The 19,695-nt window shown below is 64.1% G+C and carries 18 protein-coding genes; 11 read left to right on the forward strand and 7 right to left on the reverse strand.

The window, feature by feature from the left end:
• The first annotated feature begins 284 nt into the window (after positions 1-284).
• Together Q0T48_RS21810 and Q0T48_RS21815 are read left to right on the forward strand one after the other, a co-directional pair.
• Complete coding sequence (locus Q0T48_RS21810) at positions 285-1,856, forward strand: hypothetical protein (protein WP_295961145.1); 1,572 nt, start codon at positions 285-287, stop codon at positions 1,854-1,856.
• Between the two features lie 65 nt (positions 1,857-1,921).
• Positions 1,922-2,995, forward strand: coding sequence for a galactose oxidase early set domain-containing protein (locus tag Q0T48_RS21815; RefSeq protein WP_295961148.1), 1,074 nt, complete (start codon positions 1,922-1,924; stop codon positions 2,993-2,995).
• Between the two features lie 35 nt (positions 2,996-3,030).
• On the opposite strand, the gene argH is transcribed toward Q0T48_RS21815, so the two are convergent.
• Entirely contained in the window at positions 3,031-4,434 is a 1,404-nt protein-coding gene (gene argH, locus Q0T48_RS21820) for an argininosuccinate lyase (protein ID WP_295961151.1), read from the reverse strand.
• Positions 4,435-4,499: 65 nt separating this feature from the next.
• Here argH and Q0T48_RS21825 point away from each other — a divergent pair, with 65 nt between their 5' ends.
• The 4 genes from Q0T48_RS21825 to Q0T48_RS21840 are packed head-to-tail and all read left to right on the forward strand — an operon-like array spanning position 4,500 to position 7,255.
• Entirely contained in the window at positions 4,500-5,534 is a 1,035-nt protein-coding gene (locus Q0T48_RS21825; protein WP_295961154.1) for a histidine kinase, read from the forward strand.
• Positions 5,531-6,274: a LytTR family DNA-binding domain-containing protein gene (locus tag Q0T48_RS21830; protein WP_295961157.1), complete on the forward strand. Its 744-nt coding sequence runs from the start codon at positions 5,531-5,533 to the stop codon at positions 6,272-6,274. The genes Q0T48_RS21825 and Q0T48_RS21830 overlap by 4 nt, the downstream gene beginning before the upstream one ends.
• Before the next feature lie 40 nt (positions 6,275-6,314).
• Positions 6,315-6,710 (forward strand): VOC family protein, encoded by a 396-nt coding sequence (locus Q0T48_RS21835; RefSeq protein WP_295961160.1) that lies wholly within the window; start codon positions 6,315-6,317, stop codon positions 6,708-6,710.
• A gap of 5 nt (positions 6,711-6,715) precedes the next feature.
• Positions 6,716-7,255: an NYN domain-containing protein gene (locus Q0T48_RS21840; protein WP_295961190.1), complete on the forward strand. Its 540-nt coding sequence runs from the start codon at positions 6,716-6,718 to the stop codon at positions 7,253-7,255.
• 58 nt (positions 7,256-7,313) lie between these two features.
• Here Q0T48_RS21840 and Q0T48_RS21845 read toward each other — a convergent pair whose 3' ends face one another.
• Positions 7,314-7,799, reverse strand: a complete 486-nt coding sequence (locus Q0T48_RS21845; protein WP_295961163.1) for an acyl-CoA thioesterase — start codon at positions 7,797-7,799, stop codon at positions 7,314-7,316.
• A 31-nt stretch (positions 7,800-7,830) separates the two neighbouring features.
• Entirely contained in the window at positions 7,831-9,381 is a 1,551-nt protein-coding gene (gene norR / locus Q0T48_RS21850) for a nitric oxide reductase transcriptional regulator NorR (RefSeq protein WP_295961166.1), read from the reverse strand.
• A gap of 148 nt (positions 9,382-9,529) precedes the next feature.
• Here norR and hmpA point away from each other — a divergent pair, with 148 nt between their 5' ends.
• From hmpA to Q0T48_RS21865, 3 genes are all read left to right on the forward strand, one after another.
• Positions 9,530-10,711: an NO-inducible flavohemoprotein gene (gene hmpA / locus Q0T48_RS21855; RefSeq protein WP_295961169.1), complete on the forward strand. Its 1,182-nt coding sequence runs from the start codon at positions 9,530-9,532 to the stop codon at positions 10,709-10,711.
• Positions 10,712-10,814: 103 nt separating this feature from the next.
• Positions 10,815-12,146, forward strand: a complete 1,332-nt coding sequence (locus Q0T48_RS21860) for an NAD(P)/FAD-dependent oxidoreductase (protein ID WP_295961172.1) — start codon at positions 10,815-10,817, stop codon at positions 12,144-12,146.
• A 103-nt stretch (positions 12,147-12,249) separates the two neighbouring features.
• A complete protein-coding gene (locus Q0T48_RS21865) occupies positions 12,250-14,067 on the forward strand; it encodes a methyl-accepting chemotaxis protein (RefSeq protein WP_295961174.1) in 1,818 nt (605 codons plus the stop codon).
• 78 nt (positions 14,068-14,145) lie between these two features.
• Here Q0T48_RS21865 and Q0T48_RS21870 read toward each other — a convergent pair whose 3' ends face one another.
• The gene (locus Q0T48_RS21870) at positions 14,146-14,940 is read right to left on the reverse strand and encodes an IclR family transcriptional regulator (protein WP_295961177.1); all 795 of its coding nucleotides are present in this window, start codon (positions 14,938-14,940) and stop codon (positions 14,146-14,148) included.
• A gap of 124 nt (positions 14,941-15,064) precedes the next feature.
• Between Q0T48_RS21870 and Q0T48_RS21875 the strand changes: the two genes are divergently transcribed.
• Positions 15,065-15,514, forward strand: coding sequence for a type II 3-dehydroquinate dehydratase (locus Q0T48_RS21875; protein ID WP_295961180.1), 450 nt, complete (start codon positions 15,065-15,067; stop codon positions 15,512-15,514).
• 35 nt (positions 15,515-15,549) lie between these two features.
• Positions 15,550-16,692, forward strand: coding sequence for an ABC transporter substrate-binding protein (locus Q0T48_RS21880; RefSeq protein WP_295961183.1), 1,143 nt, complete (start codon positions 15,550-15,552; stop codon positions 16,690-16,692).
• A gap of 15 nt (positions 16,693-16,707) precedes the next feature.
• On the opposite strand, the gene recJ is transcribed toward Q0T48_RS21880, so the two are convergent.
• The 3 genes from recJ to Q0T48_RS21895 form a co-directional block, all read right to left on the reverse strand.
• The gene (recJ, locus tag Q0T48_RS21885) at positions 16,708-18,432 is read right to left on the reverse strand and encodes a single-stranded-DNA-specific exonuclease RecJ (protein WP_295961186.1); all 1,725 of its coding nucleotides are present in this window, start codon (positions 18,430-18,432) and stop codon (positions 16,708-16,710) included.
• Positions 18,429-19,382: a phosphoglycerate mutase gene (locus Q0T48_RS21890; protein WP_295961188.1), complete on the reverse strand. Its 954-nt coding sequence runs from the start codon at positions 19,380-19,382 to the stop codon at positions 18,429-18,431. The genes recJ and Q0T48_RS21890 overlap by 4 nt, the downstream gene beginning before the upstream one ends.
• A gap of 114 nt (positions 19,383-19,496) precedes the next feature.
• The coding region (locus Q0T48_RS21895; RefSeq protein ID WP_295958608.1) for a BON domain-containing protein at positions 19,497-19,695 on the reverse strand (199 nt) is incomplete at its 5' end.

Genomic DNA, 19,695 nt, shown 5'->3' on the forward strand with positions numbered 1-19,695 from the left:
GCTAATTTTAAAAAGTGGTACTGGCATACTTGGCTGGATGCATACGTAAGTTGCCTGCCGCAATCGCATCTTCTGATGGAGAACTTCAAATGAGAAAATTTACTTCTGTAAGCACGACGGTATGGACTCTTACAGCCGTTTTCAGCGCTGCAGGAATATTGAGCGGATGTGGCGGCGGAACGGGCAGTTCTGCAGGCGAGACTCCAATCCAAGCGACTGAGGCACCCATGCAAACGGCGTTGCCCGAGGGTGGGCGCACCAGCACTGCGCGGGCCGGCTACACCATGTTCACCGCAACCGCCAACACCTCCTCGCGGTTCATCGACCAACTCGATAACGATGAAAGCATCACGGCAGTGGGGGTTTGTGCCGGCACGTACGTCAATTCGATCCAATTGACAACAAGCAAGGGTGAACGTCCGGTACGTGGGGGCTCCGGAGGAGCCTGCACGACTACTGCTTTGGCCAATGGTGAGCGCATTGTTCGCGTGAGTGGACAAGCGGCCGCGGCCATAAACCAGATTGCCTTCCACACCTCTACAGGCCGGACTATTGGCCCATTCGGACGTACCGGTGGAAAGCCGTTCAGCATGCTGGTGACCGGAGGGGGAATCCCTCAATTGCGCGGCTTATATGGAAGCGTAGGTACTGTCAATGGCATTCAGCTCGTGGCGCAGCTGAATGTGTTGAATTCCGCCGCGGGAGAGGGGAGTGGTGATGCGTTTATCGACCGCATCAAACCTGACCAAACCGTTACTGCAGCTACCATTTGTTACAACACCGATGCCATGGTCAACAGCATTCAGTTGGTTACCAACTTGGGTACTTTGCCCAAACATGGCGGTGCCGTGGCTGGTGAGCTGTGCAGCACCTACAAGTTTGCAGCCGCAGAGCGCATCACCGAGCTGTTTGGGCGGGCTGGGGCGTATATTGATGCCTTGGGATTCCGTACCAACACCGGTGGGCAGTTTGGCCCCTTTGGTGGCCCCGGTGGCACAGAATTCAGTGAGTCACAAGACACCAAACAGGCCTTTGTGGGTTTGTACGGCGGCATAAATACATGGCTTAGCCGTATTGGCTTAGTGACCCCAGTCCAAGGCAACACAGGCGATAGTGCGTTATTTGCCGACCAGCTCCCTGCTGGTGAACGCATCAGCCACGTCGACGTCTGTACCGGCACCAATAATGGCCTGAATGTCGTGCGCGCGCTCCAGACGCGCTACCGCAGTGGCAGTAAGGCGCTGCCATTGCATGGCGCATCGGCCAAAACAAACCGGGTTTGCACAACCATCGCTTTCAATGACGGTGAGTTCATCACAGAAATCACAGGCCGTGTCAGTGACGTGCTCAACAGCGGCCGCTTTCGGACCAACCAGTCACGCGTGTTCGGTCCCTATGGTGGTGCTGACGGGGACGACTTTTTGGTTCGCAATCCAGTCCCTAATGCATTCCTGGGTTTTGCCGGCCACGCCGAATACGGCAATGATGGTGACAACGGCTACATGCAAGCAATTGACGCGGCCGCACCCGACACCTTTGAAATAGCGGCGGCACCTACCTCAGCCGCTGCGACAAAAGGCTGGTGGGATTCTGTGGCGAACTGGCCGCTGCTGGCAGTCCACGCGGTGGTGCTTCCCGGTGGACGGGTCATGAGTTACGGCACCGACGCGGCGGGCACCCAAAACGCACAGTTTATTTATGACGTGTGGGACCCCAGTCCAAGTCCTGGAGTGCCCTCGCACTACACCCTAGACAACACCACCGGGACTGACATGTTCTGCAGTAGCCAAACATTGTTGCCCAATGGTCAGGTCTTTTTAGCCGGCGGCGACAACCGACAACAGCCGGGGGGGTAAATTTGGGTGTTAAAAATACCACCACTTTCGACCCGGCCACGAACGCGTTGAGGGCCTCGACCCCCATGGCGTATGGACGCTGGTACGGTTCCCAGGTCACGCTGGCCAGCGGTCGGCTGCTGGTGGCTGGCGGCATTGATGAAGCTGATGGATTTAGTGTCACCCCAGAGATCCGCAATAGCGACGGTAGCTGGAGCAAAGTAAGCAATGTCGAAATTGGCGACAACCTCTACTACCCACGGTTACTGGTTGGTCCGCAGTTGGCACCCAATGTGGACAGCGTCTACATCTTGGCAGGTGTTGGTCAACGGTCGGTTTATCGGTTGGATTTGCCCGTAGCGGGCACCGAAGGAACGCTGGTCAATACCGGCATACGTTTATCGGCTGCTGCCGGCTGGGAGCGGCCTCTCGCCATGGTCAACGCGACCCAGGTCCTAGTGCAATTGGATAGCGGCGCAACCGAGCTCCTGACACTGCCAACCACCGCGACCGGCAAGCCTAGCGTAAAGTCGGCTGGACGCATGATACAGGCCCGGCCCTGGTCCAATTTCACTGTGTTGCCAACAGGAGATGTGCTTGCCAACGGGGGATCTGGAGCGGTTGAGGTTGAAAAATTGGTAAAGGTGGCCTACCACGCGGAGCTCTGGTCTGCCAAAACCCAAACCTGGACGACCATGGCCTCTGAATTGCGGCCACGTCTGTACCACTCAACGGCGGTGTTGCTCGCTGATGGCCGCGTGCAATCTATGGGCGGCGGCGCACCAGGCCCGGTACTTGGCACCAATGCCCAAACCTACAGTCCCAGCTACCTTTTCAATACAGACGGCCGCGCAAGTGTTCGCCCCACGCTGAACGCCATTCCTGCTGTTCTAAATCTGGGATCTACCACCCGAACCATAACGGTGGGCGATGCCAGCACCATCAAACGGGTCACATTGGTCAAAACTTCGTCGGTGACCCACTCGTACAACACCGAACAGCGGTTTTTAGAACTGGGTTTCACTCAGGTCAATGCAACGACGCTGCGCCTGACGGCACCGGCAAATGCAGCAACTGCGACACCAGGGTATTACTGGTTAAGCGTGATCAATGCCGCAGAAGTCCCCTCAATCTCTAAACTTGTAGCCGTGCTCCAATAGGGACGGTGGTTTCGTCCTGGCTGATAGACAACGTTCTACGCAGCAAGTCGCGCCCGGTGGCGAGCAATTTGCGCCCGCACCTGCGCCCAGGCCGTGCCGCCCAGAATGTTGCGGGCGTTCAGCGAGCCGCGCAGGCTCAGGCACTCGTACACGTCTTGCTCGATCTTGGCGTTGAAGCCTTGCAGCACGTCCAGCGGCAGCTCGGACAGGTCCACGCCCTTGGCGATGGCCGCCTTCACGGCGTGGGCCACCACCTCGTGCGCGTCGCGGAAGGGCAGGCCTTTTTTCACCATGTAGTCGGCCAGGTCGGTGGCGGTGGCGTAGCCGCGCAGGGCGGCGCGTTCCATGGCTTCGGGCTTGACGGTGATGCCGCCGACCATTTCGGCAAAGATGCGCAGCGTGTCCTTGAGCGTGTCCACGGTGTCGAACAGCGGTTCCTTGTCTTCCTGGTTGTCCTTGTTGTAGGCCAGGGGCTGGCCCTTCATCAGGGTGATCAGGCCCATCAGGTGGCCGACCACGCGGCCGGTCTTGCCACGCGCCAGCTCGGGCACGTCGGGGTTTTTCTTCTGCGGCATGATGCTGGAGCCGGTGCAGAAGCGGTCGGCAATGTCGATGAAGCCAAAGCTCTGGCTCATCCACAGCACCAGTTCTTCGCTCAGGCGGCTGATGTGCACCATGGCGATGCTGGCGGCGGCGGTGAATTCGATGGCGAAGTCGCGGTCGCTCACCGCGTCCAGGCTGTTTTGGCACACGCCCTCCATGCCTAGCGTGGCGGCCACGCGTTCGCGGTCCAGCGGGTAGCTGGTGCCGGCCAGCGCAGCACTGCCCAGCGGCAGGCGGTTGACGCGGCGGCGCACGTCCAGCATGCGTTCAGCATCGCGGGCGAACATTTCCACATAGGCCAGCATGTGGTGGCCAAAGCTCACCGGCTGGGCCACCTGCAGGTGGGTGAAGCCGGGCATCACCACTTCCACGTTTTTGTCGGCAATGGCCACCAGCGCCAGTTGCAGGTCGGTCAACAGGCCCTGGATCAGGTCCATCTCGCCGCGCAGCCACAGGCGCACGTCGGTGGCTACCTGGTCGTTGCGACTGCGGCCGGTGTGCAGGCGCTTGCCTGCGTCGCCGACCAGCTGAGTCAGGCGGGCTTCGATGTTCAGGTGCACGTCTTCCAGGTCCAGCTTCCACTCGAAGTTGCCGGATTCGATGTCGCCGCTGATCTGCGCCAGGCCGCGCTGGATGTCAGCATGGTCCTGCGCGGCAATGATGCCCTGCGCGGCCAGCATTTCGGCGTGGGCCAGGCTGCCCGCAATGTCGGCCTGCCACAGGCGCTTGTCAAAAAACACGCTGGAGGTGTAGCGCTTGACCAGGTCGCTCATGGGCTCGGAGAACAGCGCCGACCAGGCTTCGGATTTTTTGTCGAGTTGGTTGTGGGAAGACATGGGATACCAGGTGGAAAAGGATTGGCATACCCGCGAGGATGAACTTCCCCAATAATCGGGCCGATATGCAAGAACCGCAAATTTTATCGGGCTTCCAGCCGCTGGCTGCCGAGCCGCTGCCCCCGCTCCGCACGGCGCTGGTGTTTGATGCCTGCCAGGCGGGGGTGATCTTGCGTGCGGTACTGTTTGTGGAGGTGGCCGTGGCGGTGGCCGCGCTGTTTGGCGCGCAGAACGCCTGGGACTGGTTGACGCGCCTGGCGCTGTGGACCGGCGGCGCGCTGCCTGCCGTGCTGGTGTGGCTGCTGGCCGCGTGCAGCCTGAAGCGTCCGCTGGCGCGCCTGCCGCAGCACGCGCAAAACCTGGGCGGCGTGGTGCTGGGTGCGCTGGCCGGGCTGTACGGCTGCGGCATGCTGGCCTTGATCGGCCTGCTGGACCCCGTGCCCTGGCTGGCCAGTGCGGGGGCCGGGGCGTGGTTGTCGGCGCTGGTGGTGGCAGGCTTGGTGTTGCGCGCCCGCGCCCGCACCCCGGCGGCCACTACGGCGCGGCTGGGCGAGCTGCAGGCCCGCATCCGCCCACATTTTTTGTTCAACACCCTGAACAGCGCCATCGCTCTGGTGCGCGCCGAACCGGCCAAGGCCGAGGCCCTGCTGGAAGACCTGAGCGACCTGTTCCGCCATGCGCTGGTAGACCAGGGCGAATCCGTCACGCTGGCGCAAGAGACCACGCTGGCCGAGCGCTACCTGTCCATCGAGCAGGTGCGTTTTGGCGAGCGTCTGCGCATCCACTGGGCGCTAGACCCGCGCGCCGCCGGGGCCCAGCTACCGCCGTTGTTGCTGCAGCCGCTGGTAGAGAACGCGGTGAAACACGGCGTGGAACCCAGCGCCAGCGGCGCGGATGTGCGCATTTCCACCGAGCGCCGGGGCAACACGGTGGTCATTAAGATCACCAACACGGTCCCGGGCGGCCAGGGCGTACCCGGCCACGGCTTGGCGCTGGACAACGTGCGCGACCGCCTGAGCCTGCTGCACGACATGCAAAGCCAGTTCCAGGCGACTTTCAAAGACGGCCTCTACCTCGTCCGCATCGAGATTCCGGTATGAAGACCTTGCGCGTGCTGGTGGTGGACGACGAAGCGCTGGCCCGCTCCCGCCTGCGCACCTTGCTGGGTGACTGCACTGCGCCCGCTGCCGAGGTGGCGGGGGAGGCGGCCAACGCTGCGCAGGCACTGGCGCTGCTGCAGACCCAGCACGTGGACGTGGTGCTGCTAGACATCCACATGCCCGGCATGGACGGCGTGCACCTAGCGCAATTGCTGCGCAGCCAGATCCCGCCGCTCGCGGTGGTGTTTGTCACCGCCCACGCCGGGTATGCGCTGCAGGCGTTCGAGGTGGAGGCACTGGACTATCTGACCAAACCCGTGCGCTTGGAGCGCTTGCAGCAGGCACTACAAAAAGTAGAGCGGTCTGTGCAGGTGCATAGTGCGCTAGAGCCCGATTTGGCTGAAGAAGCGCTGGTCATCCATGACCGGGGACGCACCGAGCGCGTGCCACTGTCGGGCGTGCTGTACCTGAAGGCCGAGCTGAAATACATCACCGTGCGCACCGCCAGCAAGAACTACATCCTGGACGGTGCCTTGGGCGAGCTGGAGCAGCGCTATGCCAGCGTGTTCATCCGCATCCACCGCAACGCGCTGGTGTCGCGGCGGGCCTTGCGGGCACTGGAAAAGCACTTTGACCCCGAGGAGGGCGAAGGCTGGGCGGTCCGCCTGCACGGCCTGGACGAGCCGCTGATGGTGTCGCGGCGGCAATTGGCGGCGGTGCGGGAGGCGATGCTGGGATGATGGCGTTTGCCACATGCAGCGCTGCGGTAAGCTCAAATCCATGCTGTACCTCGCCCGCCTCCACCACGCCGCCATCATTTGCTCGGATTACACCCGGTCCAAAGATTTTTACACCCGCATCCTGGGCCTGCGCATCGTGGCCGAAAATCTGCGGGTTGAACGCCAGTCGTACAAGCTGGATCTGGCGCTGGCCGATGGTTCGCAGATCGAGCTGTTTTCGTTCCCCGCACCGCCGCCGCGCCCGTCCCGGCCCGAGTCCTGCGGGCTGCGGCACTTGGCCTTTGTGGTGGCCGATCTGGACACCAACATTGCCAGTCTGCAGGCCGATGGCGTAGCGGTTGAACCCGTGCGGGTGGATGAATTCACTGGTCGGCGCTTCACTTTTTTTGCCGACCCCGACGGCTTGCCCCTCGAACTTTATGAAATGACCCCGTGACCCCCATGAAAACAGTCTGGATCGTCGATGCCGCCTACTTGTACAACTTTGGCCGCTCGCGTCCCAACGGTTTTGACTACCTGAAGCTGAAGAATGAGCTGGTCAAGGCCAATGGCGGCCCGCTGTACGAGAGCTACTACCTCAACTCCACCGGCGACCCGTACGCCGAGGCGCAAAACGCCTTCCACACCTGGATCAAGTCCGCCCCGCCCAAGGGCCCGCAGATGCGCGTGCAGCTGTACAAGCTCAAGGACCAGCACAACCAGTGCCCGTCATGTGGCACACGGTTTGACCGCACGGTGCAAAAAGGCGTGGACGTGGCGATTGCCACCCTGATGATCAAGCTGGCGGCCCAGGGCATTTACGACCGGGTGATCTTGTCGGCGGGCGATGGCGACTTTGAAGACGCTATCTCTTACCTCAAGTCCGATTTGCGCAAAGAGGTCTGGATCAACGGCGCGCAGGCCACCTTGTCGGCCGACCTACAGTGCTATGCCGACCGCGTGCTCTGGCTGGACGACATGGGTAGCAGCATTGATAAATAGCAATTGCTATTAAATTAATAGCTAATGACGTATACTTTATATGCGCTAGAGTCGTATTTTATTCAGAATTTTCTTTAATCGACTTGAACCGGTTGCGCAGCTCGTGGCGCAGGTTTTTGCGCAGAATGGCCTGCTCGAAGCGGCGCTTTTCATCCGGCGTGGCGGGTGTCAGCGGTGGTACGGGTGCGGGTTTGCGGTCGTCGCCTACGGCCACCATGGTGAAAAAGCAGCTGTTCACATGGCGCACGCTGTGGGTGCGGATGTCTTCGGCCACCACCTTGATGCCCACCTCCATCGACGAGGTGCCCGCATGGTTGATGCTGGTCAGAAAGGTCACCAGCTCGCCCACGTGGATGGGCTGCAAAAACATCACCTGGTCCACGCTCACCGTGACCACATAGCGCCCGGCGTAGCGGCTGGCGCAGGCATAGGCCACTTGGTCGAGCAGCTTGAGCACTGCGCCGCCGTGGACGTTGCCGGAAAAATTGGCCATGTCCGGGCTCATCAGGACCGTCATGCTGAGTTGGTGGAGAGGGAAGTCCATCGGGTTTCTTTCTTTTAAGTTGTCTGACATCTTAGCTTGCGCGCAAGCCCAGCCGACGCGCCAGCCGCACCAGATTGGCCCGGTGCAGGCCTAGTTCGCGCGCCACCGAGGCCCAGTTGCCACTATGCCGCTGCAGGCTGGTGGCGATGCGCTGGCGCTGGTGGTCGTCCAGCGAGGTGCGCAAATCGACCGGGGCGGCGGTGTCTGCGGGTTGGCTTTGCATGTGCAATTGTGGTGCCAGGTCACTTGCCAGATCCAGATGCGCCGCCGTCAGGCTGACGATGCGCGCCCTGGGGGCTGCGCCTTGAACGGCTTTGAGGGCGCTGCGGGCAATCAGATGCTCCAACTCGCGCACGTTGCCGGGCCAGGGGTGGGCCAGCAGGGCGGCCTGGGCATCGGCATCCAGCCGCAGGCTGCCCAGGCCCAGGCGTGAGCGGTTCAACTCCAGGAAGTGCCCGGCCAGCAGCAGCACGTCGTGCCCGCGCTCGCGCAGCGGTGGCACCGGCAGCGGGTAGACGCTGAGGCGGTGGTAGAAGTCGGCCCGGTAGCGGCCTGCGCGCACCTCCTGCGCCAGGTCGCGGTTGGTGGCGGCAATCACCCGCACGTCCACCTGGTGCTCACGGTCCGAGCCCAGGCGCTGCAACTGGCCGCCTTGCAACACCCGCAGCAGCTTGGCCTGCACTGCCAGTGACAGCTCACCCACCTCGTCCAAAAACAGTGTGCCGCCGTCGGCCAGCTCGAACTTGCCGCGCCGGTCGGCCACCGCGCCCGAGAACGCGCCGCGCACATGGCCAAATAGCTCGCTTTCCACCAGCGACTCGGGCAGGGCCGCGCAGTTCAGGCTGATCAAGGGGCGGGCCGCGCGGGGCGATGCCGCATGCAGGGCCTGCGCCACCAGCTCTTTGCCCACGCCGGTTTCGCCGGTCACCAGCACCGTCAGGTCGCTGTTGCCCACAGTGGCGATGTCGGCCAGCAGGCGCTGGTGGGCCGGGCTTTGGCCGATCAACGTGGGGGCAGGGTGGTCTTGCGCCAGGGCGCGGTAGCTTTCGGCCCGCAGGTGCTCGGTTTCCGCCCGTTGGGCCAGCCCGGCAATGCGTTGCACCACGCTGGCGGTGGCGGCGGCCAGGCTGGCAAAGGCCTGCAGGTCACCCAGGTCTACGGTGCTGAACCGCTCTTTGTCCAGCGCGTCCAGCGTCAGCACGCCCCAGGGCGTGTCACCCAGCAGCACCGGGCAGCCCATGCAGTCGTGCACCTCCAGCTGTACGCCGGGGATCAGGCCGTCATACGGGTCGGGCAGCGGGCTATCGGCCGGGAAACGCAGCGGGCCGGGGGCTTGCAGCAGGGCTTGCAGGCGCGGGTGTTCGGTCACCTTGAAGCGCCGCCCCAGCGTGTCGTGGCTCAGGCCGTTGACAGCAAGCGGCACCAGCGTGGCCCCGTCCAGCCGCAGCAGCGCTGCCGCGTCGCAGGGCAAGAGGGCGCGCACGGCCTCCAGCAAGCGGCGGTAGCGCTCGCCTTCGGGCAGTTCGCGGGCCAGGTCGTCCACCAGCGGGACGATGGTTTGCAGCAGGGATTTGACAGTCATTTTGATATGTTTGTAGATCATTATGACTGTATCAATTAGATGTTGTAAAGCTGTAAGTGCTTGATTTGTATAAGCGCCATGACGGGCATAGAACTTGATAAACCCTGTGCAGCAGAGCGCCGCCCTGCACTCCATTGAAAGCCACCCCATGCTGACTGCCGAACAACGCGCCATCGTCAAATCCACCGTGCCCCTGCTGGAAAGCGGCGGCGAAGCGTTGACCACGCATTTCTACCAAATCCTGCTGGCCGAGCACCCCGAAGTGCGTCCCTTCTTCAACCAGGCCCACCAGGCCAACGGCGACCAGCCGCGCGCTCTGGCCAACGGCGTGCTGATGTACGCCCGCCACATCGACCGGCTGGAGCAATTGGGCGGCCTGGTGTCCACCATCATCAACAAGCACGTGTCGCTGCAGATCGAGCCCGCGCACTACCCGGTGGTGGGTGCCTGCCTGCTGCGCGCCATCCGCGAGGTGCTGGGGGCCGAGATTGCCACCGATGCGGTGATAGCAGCCTGGGGCGCGGCCTACGGCCAACTGGCCGACATCCTCATCGGTGCCGAGGAAAAAATCTACGCCGACACCGCCGCCGCCTTCGGAGGCTGGCGTGGTGCGCGTGCCTTTCGCGTGGTGCGCAAAGAGACCGAGAGCAGCGAAATCACCTCGTTCTATCTGCAGCCGCAAGATGGCGGTGCGCTGGTGGACTTTGTGCCCGGCCAGTTCATCGGCCTGCGCCTGGTGGTGGGCGGCCAAGAGATCCGCCGCAACTATTCGCTGAGCGCCGCGCCGAATGGCGTGGACTACCGTATCAGCGTCAAGCGCGAACCTGGCGGTGTGGCTTCCAACCATTTGCATGACCACGTGCAGGTGGGCGACACGCTGGACCTGTTCCCGCCCGCAGGCGACTTCGTGCTGGCCGCCAGCGATCGCCCGGTGGTGCTGATCAGTGGCGGTGTCGGCATCACGCCCACGCTGGCCCTGCTGGACCAGGCCCTGCAAGGTATACGTCCGGTGCATTTCATACACTGCGCGCGCAACCGCCATGTGCACGCCTTCCGCGCCGCCATTGACACGCGTGCGGCCCAGCATCCGCAGCTGCAGCGCTTTTATGTGTATGACGAACATGCAGGCACCGACCACGCACCCGATGCGGTGGGCCACCTCAGCAGTGCGGACCTGGCCCGGTGGCTGCCTGCCTCCAAGGACATGGATGCGTACTTCCTGGGCCCCAAGCCCTTCATGCGCCATGTGAAGCAGCAGCTGCGCGACCTGGGCGTGCCCGAGGCGCAAACCCGGTACGAGTTTTTTGGCCCGGCCAGCGCGCTGGACTGAGTTTTTGCATAAATGAAACAGGTGGCCGCACCGGGGCCCCGCCAGAAGCGCTATATCGGTGAATACGTATTGGCGGGGGGAAGCTGCACCTTAGAATTTCTGCATGCGCACCCCCACACCCAACCCCTCGGCCCACCGCATCGTCATCGTTGGAGGTGGGGCTGCTGGCCTGGTACTGGCCACCGGCCTGGGTAACTCCCTGGGCCGCAAGGGCCTGGCGGACATCACCTTGATCGACAAGGCCCGTACCCACATCTGGAAGCCCAAGCTGCATGAAATCGCCGCAGGCAGCATGGACGTGGGCCGCCACGAACTCAACTACCTGGCGCAGGCGCACTGGCACCATTTCCATTACCGCGTGGGCGAAATGAACGGCCTGGACCGCGCCAACAAACTGGTTCACGTGGCCCCGTTTATTGACGAAGACGGCGTGATGGTTACCGCCCAGCGCAGCTTTGCGTACGACACCCTGGTAATGGCCGTAGGCAGCCGCAGCAATGACTTTGGCACGCCCGGCGTGGACCAGCATGCCCTGAAGTTAGAGACCTTGGCCGATGCCGAGCGCTTCCACCGCCGCATGCTGGATGCCTGCGTGCGCGCCAACGCCCAAGAGACTCCGCTGCGGCCCGAGCAACTGCAGGTGGCGGTGATCGGTGCCGGGGCCACCGGAGTGGAGCTGGTGGCGCAACTGCACCGCACCACCCGCGAAGTGGTGGCGTTTGGGCTGGACCGCATCGACCCCGAGCGCGACATCAAGCTGAACCTGATCGAGGCCGCCGACCGCATCCTGCCCGCGCTGTCGCCGCGCCTGTCCAAAGGGGCCCACGATCTGCTCGACAGCCTGGGGGTCAAGGTGCACACCTCGGCCCGCGTGTCGGGCGTGGGGGCCGACAACGTGCAACTCGCCAGTGGCGAAGTCATCCCCGCCGAGCTGGTGGTCTGGGCGGCGGGCATCAAGGCACCGGGCTTTTTGAAAGACATCGACGGCCTGGAAACCAACCGCATCAACCAGTTGGCGGTGCACCAAACGCTGCTGACCACGCGCGACGACAACATTTTTGCCATGGGCGACTGCTCTGCCTGCCCCTGGCCCGAGAAAAACGGCTTTGTGCCACCACGCGCCCAGGCTGCCAACCAGCAGGCATCGCACCTGGTCAAGCAGATCAAGCGCCGCCTGGACGGCAAGCCGCTGGAGCCCTACCGCTACCGCGACTTCGGTTCGCTGGTGTCACTGGGCGACTACAGCGCGGTGGGCAGTCTCATGGGCGGGATCATGGAAGGCAGCCTGTTCATCGACGGGCTGGTGGCGCGGGTGATGTACACCTCGCTCTACAAAATGCACGAACTGGCCCTGCACGGCGTGACCAAGGTCACGCTGGAAACCCTGACCCGCGCCATCACCCGACGCACCGAGTCGCACGTCAAGTTGCATTGAATACGCTGCCCCTTGCGGGTGCAGGGTTTTTTGGATGTAGCATTCGGTTACTTTTTTGGCCGCCTCTGGCCAGGGTTTTGCGTGACGAACCAAGAGACACACCATGAAATTCAATGACATGCGGGTAGCCCACAAGCTCTGGGCTACGATTTTGGGTTTGCTGTTGGCGATGCTGCTGGTCACGGTGTGGACCCAGATGCGCACCCGCCAGGTCAACGACACCCTCGACAGCCAGGTGGCGCAGTACGAGGATGCCATCACGGTCGTCACCGGTTGGCGCGGCATGGTCGAGATGGCGGTCAGCATGAACATCTACAGCGTGCTCACCACCGACGAAGCGCAAAGCAAGGTCTTCGAAGCCCGGGCCGCCGAGCTCACCGCCAAGATCAACCCGATCCAGGAGCGCATGAACAAAGCCGCCGAGGCCCCGGCGGACAAGGCGGCGCTGGACAAGATCACCAGCACCCGCGCCGACATCCGTGCCCTGAGCGACAAGGTCAAGCAACTCAAAGAGGCGCGCGATACCGAGGCCAGCCAGGCCTTTATGGACAAAGACTACAAACCCCGCGCCGCGGTGTACCTGGAGGCGATGGACAAATACCTCGCCCTGCAGGTCCAGCAACGTGATGCCGCCCGGCTGACGGCGCAAGCTGCCAGCAGCAACGTGGCCCTGGTGGCCATGGCCAGCGTGGTCGTGGTGTTTGCGTTGGGCGTGTTGCTGGCTTTGTGGCTGGTGCGCTCTATTACGCTACCGCTGGAGCGGGCCGTGGCCGTCACCGGTGCCATCGCGGCGGGTGATTTGACGCTGGACATCCAGGACCCGCGCAAAGACGAATTTGGCCATTTGCTGCGCTCGCTGGGCGGCATGGTCGCCCGGCTGCGCGGCGTGGTGGCCGAGGTGCGCACTGGTGTGGATTCGGTGTCCACCGCTTCCAACGAGATCGCCACCGGCAACAACGACCTGTCGGCGCGCACCGAGCAAACCGCCTCCAATCTGCAGCAGGCCGCCGCCAGCATGGAAGAGCTGACCAGCACCGTCTCCCAGGCGGCCGATACCGCCCGCCAGGCCAACCAGCTGGCCTCTACCGCTGCCCAGGCCGCCACCCGCGGCGGCGAAGTGGTGGCGCAGGTGATTACCACCATGCAGCACATCAGCACCTCATCCAAGCGCATCGCCGACATCATCGGCACCATCGACGGCATTGCTTTTCAAACCAATATCCTGGCGCTGAACGCGGCGGTGGAAGCAGCCCGTGCCGGTGAACAGGGCCGGGGCTTTGCCGTGGTGGCCAGCGAAGTGCGCAGCCTGGCGCAGCGCAGCGCCGATGCCGCCAAAGAGATCAAGACGCTGATCGGTGCTTCGGTGCAAACCGTCGAAGCGGGCACCCAGCAGGTCACCCAAGCGGGGGCGACCATGGGCGAAATTGTCAGCAGCGTGGGCCGCGTCAGCGACCTGATCGGTGAGATCAGCGCCGCGTCGTCCGAGCAGCGCGATGGCATTGCGCAGGTCAACCAAGCGGTCAACCACCTGGACCAGATGACCCAGCAAAACGCCGCCCTGGTCGAGCAATCTGCCGCCGCCGCAACCGGCCTGCGCGACCAGGCCCATCGCTTGGCCGAAGTGGTGTCGGTGTTCAACGTGGGAGGGCACACGGCCCCCACACACCGGTTGGCGGCCCCGGTACAGCGCTCACTGGCCGCACCTATGCGCCCCGCCATCGCAGCGAGACCACCCGTGGCGAAAGCCTTGCCCGGTAAACCCGCCATCAAGTACCCGGTGAAAGCCCTGGGCCTGGCCCGCGCCCCGGTGCCCGCCAAACCCGCACCGGCACTGCGCCGCCCGGTGGCCATCACCGCCAAGCCAGCGCCCGTCCGGCCTGCCGCGCCCAAGGGCGGCGAGGGTGACTGGGAAAGCTTCTAAATCCAGTTGCTATTTATTTGGTAGCTGGTGGCGTAGGTGCTACCTACGCTAGAGGCCTAAAAGGCTTGTAATTTTGTTTCAACCCTTGCCTAGCGGGGTTTTGGAAAACAAGCCCGAGGCACTGCTTTCCGCCGCCAGTTCTTCGGTGGCCGCCAGCAGCGCGGGGGCCAGCGCCTGGATGCGCGCGGCGGTGAGCCGCTGCCGCGGCCCGGCGATGCTGATCACCGCCATCGCAGCCCGACCCCGGCGCTGCACCGGCGCGGCCACCGCCGCCATGCCGGGGGCAAACACTTCGTCGATCATCGCGTAGCCGCGCACCCGGGCGGCGTGCAAAAAGCCCAGCAGCGCCTTCACCGTGGTGGGGGCTTTCGGCCCGTATTCTTTCGGCAAGCCAAAGCCTTGCTTCGACACCAGGGCCACCGCGCGCTCGTCGCTCAGGGTCAGCATCCAGGCGTGGCCGGAGGAGGTGCAGGACAAGCGTGCGTCCATGCCCATGTCGGGGTCATAGCGGAAGCCCTTGCGCCCGCCCTCGGCCTTGGCCACCCAGGTCAGGCGGTCTTCGTCCACGATAGACAGGCGTGCCAGCTCGCCCGAGGCCTCGGCCAGGCGCTCGATCAGCGGCTGGGCAATGTCCACGATGCCCGAGCCGCTGAGAAAACCCAGGCCCAGCGCGGCCACCTTGGTAGTCAGCACGTAGTCGCCCTGGGCATGCAGCTGCTTCACGTAGCCGCGCGCCACCAGCGCCAGCAGCACCCGGTGGCAACTGCTCTTGGGCATGTTGGCCGAGTCGGCAATCAGCGCCAAAGGCAGGCCTTCGGGGTGGCTGGCCAGGTGCTCCAGCAGGTCCAGTCCTCGGTCGAGTGCAGCGGTCATATTCCATATTGTAGAAAGAGATTCCGGTTTAGAACGCGGCGTTTCTACTGGTTCCAAGATGCGGTCTGGCGCGGCCCATTCCGGTGGCCGCCCGCGAAGACCGTTATTTGGAAGGAAACCCGCAATGGCCCACCCCCTGTTTGTTCTCAATGGCTCCAACCTCAACATGCTCGGCAAGCGCGAGCCGTACCTGTACGGCACCACCACCCTGGCCGAGGTGCAAAGCCGCACCGAAGCCCTGGCCACCACGCTGGGCCTGGACTGCGATTTCCGCCAGACCAACCACGAGGGCGTGTTGGTCGACTGGATCCAGGAGGCGTATGAAAAAGATGCCGCCGTGGTCATCAACCCCGCCGGTTTTTCCTTCCACTCCATCCCGGTGCTGGACGCGCTAAAGCTGCTGCGTAAGCCGCTGATCGAGGTGCATATCTCCAACATCCACCAGCGCACGGCGCAGTACCAGCACTCGCTGGTGTCGCTGGTGGCGCAGGGCGTGATCTGCGGGCTGGGCGTGGGCGGCTATCTGCTGGCCGTGCGCGCCGTGGCCGACGCGCTGGCGACCGACCCGCTGTAACTCTTTATTCCCATTCGATCCCGGAGACAAAAACCATGCAAACCATCCAACACGCTCTCACCGCCCTGCTGGTCAGCGCCGCCTGCGCCGCAGCCGCCCAGACCGGCCCCGTCAAGTTTGCGGGCATCATGGAGCTGTCGGGCAGCGGTGCCACGCCGGGCACCAATTTCAACAACGGCGTGAAGCTGGCGGTGAAAGAAATCAACGCCAGCGGCGGCATCCTGGGGCGGCAGATCGACTACCAGCCGGCCGACTCGCAAACCAACCCCGCCGTGGCCAAGGCGCTGGCGCAAAAGGCGATTGACGGCAGTGCCTACGTGGTGCTGGGGCCGGTGCATTCCGGCTCCATGCTGGTCACCATGTCGGAAACCCAGCGCGCCAACGTGACCAACTTCACCGGCGGCGAAGCGGCGGGCATCACCCAGCAGGGCAACCCGTATGTGTTCCGCTCGTCGTTCACGCAGCTGATCTCCATGCCCAAGGTGGCGCGCTACATTAAGGATTCGGTGAAGGCTGGCAGCGTGGCAGTCATGTACACCAACAACGACTACGGCAAAGGCGGCCATGACGCGATGCTGAAGGCGCTGGAAGCCCAGGGCATCAAGGTCGCCGCAGACGTGCCCACCGACCCCCAGCAGATCGACTTCTCGGCTGCTGTGCTGAAGGTCAAGCAGTCGGGTGCGGACGCGCTGTTTCTGTACACGCTGGAGGAAGAATCGGCCCGGGCGCTGCGCGAGTTGCGCAAGCAGGGCTATGCCAAGCCCATCATCGGCGAGACCACCGCCGTGAGCCAAAAGACCATCGAGCTGGCGGGCGACGCCGCCAACGGCATGCTGGGCCACGTAGGCCTGACGGTGGACGCACCCGAGCCGCGCATCAAGGCCTTTGATGCCCGCTTCCAGGCCGAGTACAAGTACAAAAGCGAGCACAACGGCATGAAGGGTTACATCAGCGTCTACGTGGTCAAAGCCATGACCGAGAAACTGGGCAAGTTCGACTCCAAGCTGCTGGCCGAGTCGCTGCACGGTGCCAAGATCTTCGCTGCGCAAAACCCCGGCGTGCTGATGGATGTGGCCTTCGACAAAAACGGTGATTTGGACCGCGAAAGCTTTCTGATCTGCGTCGAGCAGGGCAAGCAGCAGGTGGTGCAGATCCTGCCCGCCATGGCAGCGAAGTAACCGCGAAGTAGGCCGTTAGTCGGCCACCCCTTCCACTAAAAACTGCACCCGGCGCTGGCCCTGCCATTCGTTCACATCGAGACGGAACGCCAGCGTCACCTTGCTCGGCAGGCTCTCGGTGTGGCCGAACCAGATGCCGTCCACCGGCTGGCCCTGGTGCTTCAGCTTCAGCGACAAATGCTTTTCGCCCACCAGGCGCTGCGACACTACTTCCAGCTCTTCGCTGAAGGTGGGTGGCGCAAAGCCCTGGCCCCACACCTCTTTGTGCAGCACGTCCACCAGCTCGGCGCGGCGGTATTCGGGGGCCAGCGGGCCGTCGGTTTCCATGCGGCGGGTGAGCGTGGCGGCATCCAGCCATTCCAGTGCCACCTGCTGCAGGCCTTGCTCGAACGCGGCCAGGTGGTCTTCGTGCACCGTGCAGCCCGCCGCCATGGCGTGGCCGCCAAAGCGCAGCAGCACGCCGGGGTGGCGCTTGGCCACCAGGTCCAGCGCGTCGCGCAAATGGAAGCCGGGGATGGAGCGGCCCGAGCCCTTGAGCTCATGCTCTTTGCCCGGGGCCTTGCTGGCGGCGAACACAAAGGTCGGGCGGTGTAACTTGTCTTTGAGGCGGCTGGCTACGATGCCCACCACACCCTCGTGGAAGTCGGGGTCGAACACGCAGATCGCCGGGGGCGGCTCTTCCGATTCGTCAAACAGCGACTCGGCCACCAGCATGGCCTGCTCGCGCATGCCGCCCTCGATCTCGCGGCGCTCGCGGTTGATTTTGTCCAGGGTGGTAGCCAGCTCGGTGGCGCGTGCCGGGTCGTCGGTCAGCAGGCATTCGATCCCCAGCGTCATGTCGGCCAGGCGGCCTGCGGCGTTGATGCGCGGGCCCAGGGCAAAGCCGAAGTCGAAGGTGGTGGCTACTTTGGCGACCCGGCCTGCTGCTACAAATAACGCAGCTAGTCCCGCAGGTTGCGCCTGCGCCCGCAGCCGTTTAAGCCCTTGGGCCACCAGGCGGCGGTTGTTGGCATCGAGCTTGACCACATCGGCCACCGTGCCCAGGGCCACCAGGGTTAGCAGCTGGTCCAGCTTGGGTTGGGTTTCTGCCGTGAACACGCCCCGGCGGCGCAACTCGGCCCGCAGCGCCAGCAGCACGTAAAACATCACGCCGACACCGGCAATCGACTTGCTCTCAAAGCCGCAGCCGGGCTGGTTGGGGTTGACGATCACGTCCGCATCCGGCACGGCGATCTGGCCGTCGCGCATGGCGGGCAGGTGGTGGTCGGTCACCAGTACCTGCAGGCCCAGCGCGCGGGCCTCGGCCACGCCTTCGAAGCTGGCGATGCCGTTGTCTACGGTGACCAGCACATCCGCCCCGCTGTCTTTGACGCGGCGCGAGATGCTGGCGGTGAGGCCGTAGCCGTCTACCACCCGGTCCGGCACGATGTAGTCGGCAAATTGCGCCCCCAGCAGGCGCAGGCCGCGCACGCCCACCGCGCAGGCCGTGGCCCCGTCGCAGTCGTAGTCGGCCACGATGCAGATGCGCTGGTTCGCCGCGATGGCATCGGCCAGCAGCACGGCCGCTGCCTGGGTGCCCAGCATGCTGGCGGGCGGCAGCAGGCGGCCCAGGCCGTCGTCCAGCGCGTCCTTGTTGTCCACGCCGCGGGCGGCGAACAGGCGGGCCAGCAGGGGGTGGACCCCGGCCTGCTCCAGTGCCCAGACGGCGCGGGGGGGGATGTCGCGTGCTGTAATTTTCATAGCTGCTCCAGCATGTTAGATAAGCGCTGGGGGCTTAAAAGGCTTGAAATTTTTTGGAAAAAGCTGCGTGGCACAGCCTCGAAGCTCTGTGCGCTGCTTTCGCCGCACAGCGTGAGTTGCACGGCCTTACCTTGGTCCAGCGCGGCCAGCAGCTCGGCGCAGGCGGTGGCGTCGATGTGTTGCCAGGCGGCGGTCCAGGCGGCCCAGTCTTCAAATTGCGCGGCGCGCAAAAGCGTCAGCGGCATGGTGGGGGCGGGCTGCTGCGCGGCGGGCGATGCCAGGGCTCCGCTGCCGCTGACCCAGAACGAATTGATCGCGAACAGGCCGCGCTCGGCCCGCGCGTCGCTCACCGGGTGGGTGTAGAGCAGCATTTGCATCTCGCTCTGCAGCCGCCGCAGCGGGCCGCCCTGGGCGGTGGGCGGCATCCATTCGTCCACATTGCGCGCACCCACGTCACTGACCACGCGGTCCAGCGAGGCCGTGGCCAGGCCGCGAAAAATCTCGCCCTGCGCCAGCCAGCGGGTGGGGGTGGCGTAGGCCAGGGTGATGCCGTCTTCTTCAAAGTAGGGCTGCACGGCGGCCAGCACGGCGCGGGATTCGGCCTCTTCCAGCCCCAGCGTGTCGGGCGGGGCCATCACGATGTGATCGGTCATCACCTGCCAGTGGCAGGGCGTGACCCAGGCCCAGGCACCGTCTTGCGCCGCCGTTTGTGCGGCTTCGTGGGCCGCCCAGGGGATTTGGCCGTCGGCCACCGGCAGCCCGTAGTGCCGCGCCAGCGCCCGCTCGTGCGGCGGCGACAGGCTGGTGTCTTCGCCGTTGTCGCGGGTGGTGGGGGTGAGGCGATTGAGCAGGCGTTCCAGATTTGGCAGGCGCAGCGTGGCCAGCGCCTTGCGGCAGCCTGGTGACGTACCGGCGGCCAGGGGAATCAGCAAATGGGGGAGGGTGGGCATGCCGGTATTGTCCCGGATGGGCTGGCCGCCAACGCAAAAACGGCCGCCGCTATTGTTTAGATAGCTGCAGCCGTTGGCTGGATGAGCACAAGAGGGCTAAAGCCCTCAGCGTGTTCAATCGTTGGTGTCGGTCGAGAAAGTACGCACGTTGCTGTAGGCATTGGCTACGCCAGGTACGGTGCTGGCGACATAACGGGCCTTGGCTTCTTCTTGGGGGCCTTGTGCCCAGCCGTGCAGAGTCACGGTGCCGTTGCTGGCGGTAACGGTCACGTCCTTGGCATCGCTACCCAACTGGGTGGTGATGGCGGATTGG

It is taken from the genome of Rhodoferax sp. (assembly GCF_025354435.1).
Lineage (GTDB): Bacteria > Pseudomonadota > Gammaproteobacteria > Burkholderiales > Burkholderiaceae_C > Rhodoferax_B.

Bases quoted from the DNA above. Each gene is read 5' to 3' on its own strand.
- Q0T48_RS21875 (WP_295961180.1), top strand. From the start codon at position 15,065: ATGGCCCACCCCCTGTTTGTTCTCAATGGCTCCAACCTCAACATGCTC.
- recJ (WP_295961186.1), bottom strand. From the start codon at position 18,432: ATGAAAATTACAGCACGCGACATCCCCCCCCGCGCCGTCTGGGCACTG.
- Q0T48_RS21810 (WP_295961145.1), top strand. From the start codon at position 285: ATGTTCACCGCAACCGCCAACACCTCCTCGCGGTTCATCGACCAACTC.
- Q0T48_RS21890 (WP_295961188.1), bottom strand. From the start codon at position 19,382: ATGCCCACCCTCCCCCATTTGCTGATTCCCCTGGCCGCCGGTACGTCA.
- Q0T48_RS21840 (WP_295961190.1), top strand. From the start codon at position 6,716: ATGAAAACAGTCTGGATCGTCGATGCCGCCTACTTGTACAACTTTGGC.
- Q0T48_RS21870 (WP_295961177.1), bottom strand. From the start codon at position 14,940: ATGACCGCTGCACTCGACCGAGGACTGGACCTGCTGGAGCACCTGGCC.
- Q0T48_RS21860 (WP_295961172.1), top strand. From the start codon at position 10,815: ATGCGCACCCCCACACCCAACCCCTCGGCCCACCGCATCGTCATCGTT.
- Q0T48_RS21845 (WP_295961163.1), bottom strand. From the start codon at position 7,799: ATGGACTTCCCTCTCCACCAACTCAGCATGACGGTCCTGATGAGCCCG.
- argH (WP_295961151.1), bottom strand. From the start codon at position 4,434: ATGTCTTCCCACAACCAACTCGACAAAAAATCCGAAGCCTGGTCGGCG.
- Q0T48_RS21880 (WP_295961183.1), top strand. From the start codon at position 15,550: ATGCAAACCATCCAACACGCTCTCACCGCCCTGCTGGTCAGCGCCGCC.
- hmpA (WP_295961169.1), top strand. From the start codon at position 9,530: ATGCTGACTGCCGAACAACGCGCCATCGTCAAATCCACCGTGCCCCTG.
- Q0T48_RS21865 (WP_295961174.1), top strand. From the start codon at position 12,250: ATGAAATTCAATGACATGCGGGTAGCCCACAAGCTCTGGGCTACGATT.
- Q0T48_RS21830 (WP_295961157.1), top strand. From the start codon at position 5,531: ATGAAGACCTTGCGCGTGCTGGTGGTGGACGACGAAGCGCTGGCCCGC.
- Q0T48_RS21825 (WP_295961154.1), top strand. From the start codon at position 4,500: ATGCAAGAACCGCAAATTTTATCGGGCTTCCAGCCGCTGGCTGCCGAG.
- norR (WP_295961166.1), bottom strand. From the start codon at position 9,381: ATGACTGTCAAATCCCTGCTGCAAACCATCGTCCCGCTGGTGGACGAC.
- Q0T48_RS21835 (WP_295961160.1), top strand. From the start codon at position 6,315: ATGCTGTACCTCGCCCGCCTCCACCACGCCGCCATCATTTGCTCGGAT.
- Q0T48_RS21815 (WP_295961148.1), top strand. From the start codon at position 1,922: ATGGCGTATGGACGCTGGTACGGTTCCCAGGTCACGCTGGCCAGCGGT.